This is a genomic window from uncultured Lutibacter sp. (assembly GCF_937891065.1).
GTDB lineage: Bacteria > Bacteroidota > Bacteroidia > Flavobacteriales > Flavobacteriaceae > Lutibacter.
The window spans coordinates 1-7,004 of the sequence record NZ_CALAEQ010000172.1 but is presented as its reverse complement, the minus strand read 5'-3'; the positions used below and the strand labels follow the sequence as shown (position 1 = coordinate 7,004).

At 29.9% G+C, this 7,004-nt stretch carries 6 protein-coding genes; 5 read left to right on the top strand and 1 reads right to left on the bottom strand.

The window, feature by feature from the left end; genetic code table 11:
• From Q0352_RS09570 to Q0352_RS09550, 5 genes are all read left to right on the top strand, one after another.
• Window positions 1-731 (top strand): DUF4249 family protein (locus tag Q0352_RS09570; RefSeq protein ID WP_299527064.1); only part of this gene is annotated, 731 nt, incomplete at its 5' end.
• An 8-nt stretch (window positions 732-739) separates the two neighbouring features.
• Window positions 740-1,951 (top strand): DUF4249 domain-containing protein, encoded by a 1,212-nt coding sequence (locus tag Q0352_RS09565; RefSeq protein ID WP_299527062.1) that lies wholly within the window; start codon window positions 740-742, stop codon window positions 1,949-1,951.
• Window positions 1,952-2,007: 56 nt separating this feature from the next.
• Window positions 2,008-3,180 carry a DUF4249 domain-containing protein gene (locus Q0352_RS09560; RefSeq protein ID WP_299527060.1) on the top strand — a complete coding sequence of 391 codons (1,173 nt, stop codon included), beginning with the start codon at window positions 2,008-2,010 and terminating at the stop codon, window positions 3,178-3,180.
• 14 nt (window positions 3,181-3,194) lie between these two features.
• Entirely contained in the window at window positions 3,195-4,970 is a 1,776-nt protein-coding gene (locus Q0352_RS09555; protein WP_299527058.1) for a hypothetical protein, read from the top strand.
• Window positions 4,971-5,034: 64 nt separating this feature from the next.
• Complete coding sequence (locus Q0352_RS09550) at window positions 5,035-5,982, top strand: hypothetical protein (protein WP_299527056.1); 948 nt, start codon at window positions 5,035-5,037, stop codon at window positions 5,980-5,982.
• Window positions 5,983-6,027: 45 nt separating this feature from the next.
• Here Q0352_RS09550 and mnmE read toward each other — a convergent pair.
• Window positions 6,028-7,004: tRNA uridine-5-carboxymethylaminomethyl(34) synthesis GTPase MnmE (gene mnmE / locus Q0352_RS09545; protein ID WP_299527054.1), on the bottom strand; the 977-nt coding region annotated here is incomplete at its 5' end.

The window sequence follows — 7,004 nt, the reverse complement described above, 5'->3', positions numbered from 1 at the left end:
ATTATCGTTATGAGTACGAAGAAACCTATAAAATTGTTGCACCAAAATGGAATGCCTCAGATTATATTGTGAATTCTAGTGGGTCTTATTTTTATGTTGAAAAAGTACCAAAAACAAAAGAAGAGCGAGTGTGTTATAAGGCAGAATACTCTAATGCTATTTTACAGGTTGAAACAAATGGTTTGTCTGAAGATCGAATCTCAAAATTTCCTGTTAGAGTTTTGTCAAGAGACAATACTATTATTTCTCATCGTTATAGCATTGTTGTTAAGCAGTATGTACAATCATTAGATGCCTATACTTATTATAAAACACTCAATAAATTATCAGGATCAGAAAGTGTATTTTCTCAAAGTCAACCTGGGTTTTTTAATGGCAATGTATTTTCGGTTGACGACACTAATGAAAAAGTTGTCGGTTTTTTTGAATTATCATCAGTGGTAACGTCACAAAGGATTTATTTTAATTTTCAAGATTTTTTTTCAAACGAATCACTTCCTCCGTATTTTACAGAATGTGGTACTTTTTCACCAGATAGTTTTAGCTTAGGGGGAGTGCCATCTCAATTAGTTTCACTATTAATGAGTGGTACTATAAAATATTACGGACCTAACCCTAATTATCCTAACCCATTAGATGAGACCGAAGGACCTTACCTTTTTGTTATGCGAGAATGTGGCGATTGTACTTTTTTTGGATCTAATATAAAACCAGATTTTTGGATTGAATAGCTATTGATATGAAAATCATTAAAACATATAAATTAATTTGCTTTATAATCATTATTTTGATATCAAATAGTTGTGTAGAACCTTTTGACATAAAGACATTAACATTTGAAAATGCTTTGGTTATTGAGGCCACTATAACAAACGAATTTAAATGGCAAGAAATTAATTTGAGCAGAACATTTAGACTTGATGAGGAGGTACCCTTATTCGAGACTAATGCTGATGTTAAAATTACAGATGATTCTCATAATATCTATAACTTTCATGAAACAATCCCTGGTAAATATGTTTCTGTAGCAGCGTTTAGTGCACAGCCAAATATAGATTATCAGCTTTTGATAACGACTAGTGATGGTAAATCATATAGTTCACAGCCAACCAAGTTAACCAACATCACTAAAATTGACAATGTTTATGCTTTAAAGGAAGTTGATGATTTAGGCGTTGAAAACATATCAATATTTGTTGATAGTTTTGATCCCACAGGCAAATCCAAATATTATCGTTATGAGTACGAAGAAACCTATAAAATTGTTGCACCAAAATGGAATGCATATGATTTAGTTGTAACTGACAATGCCTATCCTTGGACAATTGATAAAGTCTTTAAAACAAGAGAAGAACGTGTTTGTTACAAAACATTGCATTCTAATTCTATTATTCAAACCCAAACCAATGGCTTGTCTAAAGATCGAATCTTAAAATTTCCTGTTAGAGTTTTGTCAAGAGAAAATACTATTATTTCTTATCGTTATAGTGTTGTTGTTAAGCAGTATGTCCAATCACTAGATGCCTATACTTATTATAAAATACTCAACAAATTGTCGGGTTCAGAAAGTTTGTTTTCTCAAAATCAACCTGGGTTTTTTAATGGCAATGTATTTTCGGTTGACAATCTTAATGAAAAGGTTGTAGGTTTTTTTGAAGTATCATCGGTTTCATCGCAAAGAATTTATTTTAATTTTCAAGATTTTTTTCCAAACGAACCACTTCCGCCTTACTTTACAAAATGTTCGACTTTTGGTCCACAAGCTATTCCGTGGTTACCTGGAGAAGAATCAGATTTAGTTGAGCTAATTCTTAGAGGTACAGTAAAATATTACATGAATAACCTTGAACCTTCTTACTCAAATCCAGGGCCTTATTTATTGGTAATGGCAGAGTGTGGTGATTGTACCAAATATGGGAATAATGTAAAACCAGATTTTTGGATTGAATAGTTATTAATATGAAAATAATTAGAACATATAAATTAATTTGCTTTATAATCATTATTTTGATATCAAAAAGTTGTGTAGAACCTTTTGATATTAAGACATTAACATTTGAAAATGCTTTGGTTATTGAGGCCACTATAACAAACGAATTTAAATGGCAAGAAATTAATTTGAGCAGAACATTTAGACTTGATGAGGAGGTACCCTTATTCGAGACTAATGCTGATGTTAAAATTACAGATGATTCTCATAATATCTATAACTTTCATGAAACAATCCCTGGTAAATATGTTTCTGTAGCAGCGTTTAGTGCACAGCCAAATATAGATTATCAGCTTTTGATAACGACTAGTGATGGTAAATCATATAGTTCACAGCCAACCAAGTTAACCAACATCACTAAAATTGACAATGTTTATGCTTTAAAGGAAGTTGATGATTTAGGCGTTGAAAACATATCAATATTTGTTGATAGTTTTGATCCCACAGGCAAATCCAAATATTATCGTTATGAGTACGAAGAAACCTATAAAATTGTTGCACCAAAATGGAATGCCTCAGATTTAATTGTAATTCCATCAGGAAGTTCTTATAGAATTGAATCAGTACCAAAAACTAAAGAAGAACGTACTTGCTATAGAACAGCCTATTCTAATGCTATTTTACAAATCCAAACAAATGGCTTGTCTCATGATAATGTTTCAAAATTTCCTATTAGGGTATTAACAAGAGAGAATACCGAAATTTCGTATCGTTATAGTATTGTTGTTAAACAGTATGTGCAATCACTAGATGCCTACACTTATTATAAAACCCTAAATAAATTATCAGGATCAGAAAGTGTATTTTCTCAAAATCAACCAGGGTTTTTTAATGGTAATGTATTTTCGGTTGACGACCCTAATGAAAAGGTAGTTGGCTTTTTTGAATTATCATCAGTGGCAACGTCACAAAGGATGTTTTTCAATTTTCAAGATTTTTTTCCAAACGAGCCGCTTCCGCCTTATTTTTCGAAATGTGAAAATTTAGAACCCCCTAATGGTACTACAGATGGGAGCCCTACAGAATTAATGCTTTTTATTTTAAGTGGTATCGGAAAATATTATATGCCTAACCCTAATTACCCTGATCCTTTAGATCTTAATGCAGGACCTTATTTATTTGTTACGCGAGAATGTGGCGATTGTACAGCTTTAGGAAGTAATTTAAAACCAGATTTTTGGATTGAATAATTAAAATTAATAAAATGAAAAAAATAATATTTTTTACAATTGTTTTCCTTTTAGGAACAAGTTTTTGGGCAATTGGCCAAACAGTTTCTAATGAGCATGTATCAGAAACTTATAAAAAGATGCCACAAGAAAAAGTATTTGTTCATTACAATACGTCTTTATTATTGAGTGGCGAGTATTTATATTATAAGGTTTATTGTCTTAATACTAAGTCTGATAGTTTAAGTAATTTTAGTAAAATTGCTTACGTTGAATTAGTTGGGGTTGATAAAGTTCCTGTTTTTAAACATAAAATAGTATTGAATAGTGGTTTAGGGCAAGGAGATTTTTTCATACCAACCACAATTAAATCAGGAAATTACAAGTTAATTGCATATACACAATGGATGAAGAATTTAGATCAAAATCAGTTTTTTCAAAGTGATATAAGTATTATTAATCCTTTTCAATCAAATCAGTCATCTATCCTTGTTAAAAATGACCCTATTTTATCCCAAAATATAAATCTTGATACAACTAAAATTGAGAATAACAATATCCCTATGGGTATTATTGACAACGATTATATAGATTTAAGTATAAATACCAATTCATTTAAGAATAGAGAAAAGGTGGTTTTAAATATTAAAAGCTTAAAAGGCGATTTGTCTTATGGAAATTATTCTATCTCTGTGAGAAAAATTGACACATTACGAATCCCAAAAAATCTCACTGCTAGTACCTATATGTCATCGTATAATGAAATCTCACATAATAGCAACACAGCTAGAACAATCTATTTGCCAGAACTTAGAGGCGAATTACTTTGGGGTACGGTTTTTAATAATGACACAAATCTTCCGGCTTCAAATACTAAAGTAGCATTTTCAATTCCAGGGGAACAGCCTATATTTAAAATAACAAGTACTAATGAGTTAGGCGTGTTCTATTTTAATATTTATGAAAAATATGAAAACGATTATGCAATTATTCAAGTTGTTGATAATGAAAGAAACAATTTCAACATAAAGTTGAGCGAGCATTTATCAGTTAATTATGATAGTCTTAGTTTTTATAATTTTAAAATGACTTCTAGAATAAAAGATTATCTATTAAAACGAAGTATTTACAATCAAATTGAAAATGTATATTCAGAAATCAAACCCAATACTTTCGAAAGCATAGATTCTATAACTCCTTTTTACAACTCAAAAGCAAAGGTTTATTTTCTAGATGATTATACACGGTTCCCTACGATTAAAGAAACTATAGTTGAAGTTATTAATGAAGTATATATTAAACAAAAGAAAGATAACAGTGCTTTTCATGTAAAACTTTACAATCAAACTTTCGAATCCGATAAATTACCTTTAGTCTTAGTAGATGGTATTTTAATTCAAAATCATGATGAATTACTAAACTCAAATGTTAAAAATATTGAAAAAGTAAGCATTGTTTCAGATTTAATTTTATATGATTCTGAAACTTATGAAGGGCTTATTTCTTTTGAAACCTTTAAAGGAAATTATCAAACCAATATATCTGGGAGCTTTATAAAAAAAGTGTCGTTGTTTAAACCTTTAGGTGTAAAAAAATATTTTAATCAAAAATATGATGAAGACAAAAAGTCAGATCGCATCCCTGATTTTAGAAGTCAATTATTATGGTCTCCTAATTTTAATTTAGATAAAGAGACTGATTCGCTATCTTTTTATACATCTGATAATAGTGGTGATTTTGAAATATGCCTAGAAGGGTTTACAAATATGGGTAAGCCAATTTCTATTAAGAAAATTTTTAGCGTAAAATAAAACATTAAATTTTTAACTTTCGAATAAAAGGCTTTTATCCTTATTGATTTTAAAACAGTTAAATTTGATAAAAAAAATTATTAGATCGATAATTATTATTACAGCCTTTATTGGTATGCAAAGAAGTGCATTGGCACAGATTCAAAAAGTAATAGTTAAAGTTGAATTTAAATCCGATAATAGTTATGAATTTTCTTATGAAAAAGATGTGCCAGGAAATTACACATTAGCTATTATTTTAAAAAATCTTAAAAACGCATATAATCCACATTTTAAGGAAGTTATATCAAACAATCAGGGTAGTTTGTTTTCGTTGACCCCTATTGACTCAAAAAAAAGAATAACATTTTCTTATAATTACTCATATATTCAGGGTATTATTAATCCAAAGGTTAATAAAGAATTTACATACTTATTGCCATTTCAAAAAGGGAAAGAAATTAAAGTTCATGATGTAAAAAATCTTGCAAATGCAATTCTAGACAAAAGTTTACCAGAGAATTGGAAAATGTATCAATTTGAAGGTTATTATTTAGATAGCATTTTTGCATCCAGAAAGGGTGTAGTTATTAATATTATTGACAATAACACATCAGATTTAGAAGCTTATTATTCAGGAAAAAAAAATAGTATTACAATTGAGCATTTAGATGGTTCTTTTGCAAACTATTCTGGTTTTCAGAAAAATAGCATATTAGTAAAAGAAGGTCAAACTGTTTATCCCAGCACTTTTTTAGGGCTTGTTAATCAATCAAATAAAGATCATTTGAATAGCTTAATTTTTAGTGTTTATTACCTTGTTAATGACGAGCCTAATAGAAAATATAGAAATAGTTCTTTTAAATATGTTAAAAGAACATCATATATTAATCCTTATTTTTTTACTTCAAAAGGCGTAGAACAACTTTTACAATTCAATAATTATATTGCAGATTTTAATAAGGAGTTGATTTTAAGGGAATTTACAAGAAGAGAGAAAAAACAATTAAAAAAGAATCAGATTAAAATTTAATAATCTGGCTATACTTTCAAGAATACTTTTACAAAGAAAAAGAGGTTACTTTCCGATACAAAAATTAGCAAAAATATTGCCCAATAAATCATCGTTGGTTACCTCACCCGTAATTTCACCTAAAAAATAGAGCGCTTGACGGATGTCAATAGACAATAGATCGCTGCTAAGTTGATTTTCTAATCCAGTTGAAACTTCGTTAATAGAATTTAAAGCCTGATTTAAAGCATCAAAATGACGCGCATTGCTCACAATAGTCTGATTTGTAGCTAGTTTGCCTGTAAATGATAAATCGGTTAAGACTTTTATAAGTGCATCAATGCCTGTTTTGTGCTTGGCGGAGATATATAGTTTTGAATTTTGAGCCTGCCTGCCGCAGGCAGGTTTTAAATGTTCTGTTTCTAAAATTAAATCTGATTTATTGATAATAGTTATTATCCTTTTATCGGGATATTTACGCTGAATTTCATCAATTTCTAAGGTGGTATTTTCAATTTTTGTAGCATCCACCAAATACAAAACCAATTGTGCTTTTTCTATATTTTCAAAGGTCTTTTTTATACCAATATTTTCAACCACATCTTTGGTTTCTCTTATGCCGGCTGTGTCAATAAATCGGAAACAAACGCCATTAATAATTAACTCATCTTCAATAGCATCACGTGTGGTTCCTGCAATTTCAGAAACGATGGCTTTGTCGTCATTAAGCAAAGCATTTAGTAGTGTAGATTTTCCCACATTAGGAGCACCGACAATAGCTATTGGGATGCCATTTTTCAGGACATTTCCCATAGCAAAAGAAGCGATAAGACTTTTTAAAAGCCGACTTACTTTTGAAAGTAATTCTCTAAAATCATCACGGTCTGCAAAACTGACATCTTCTTCAGCAAAATCGAGTTCTAACTCTATCAATGAGGCAAAATTGAGTAAATCTTGGCGCAAAACTTTTAAATCGGACGAAAATCCGCCACGCATTTGTTGCATAGCAACTTGGTGCGAAGCTTTAGAATTTGATGCAATTA

Coding starts and splice junctions, on each gene's coding strand:
- Q0352_RS09565 (WP_299527062.1), top strand. CDS start 740: ATGAAAATCATTAAAACATATAAATTAATTTGCTTTATAATCATTATT.
- Q0352_RS09555 (WP_299527058.1), top strand. CDS start 3,195: ATGAAAAAAATAATATTTTTTACAATTGTTTTCCTTTTAGGAACAAGT.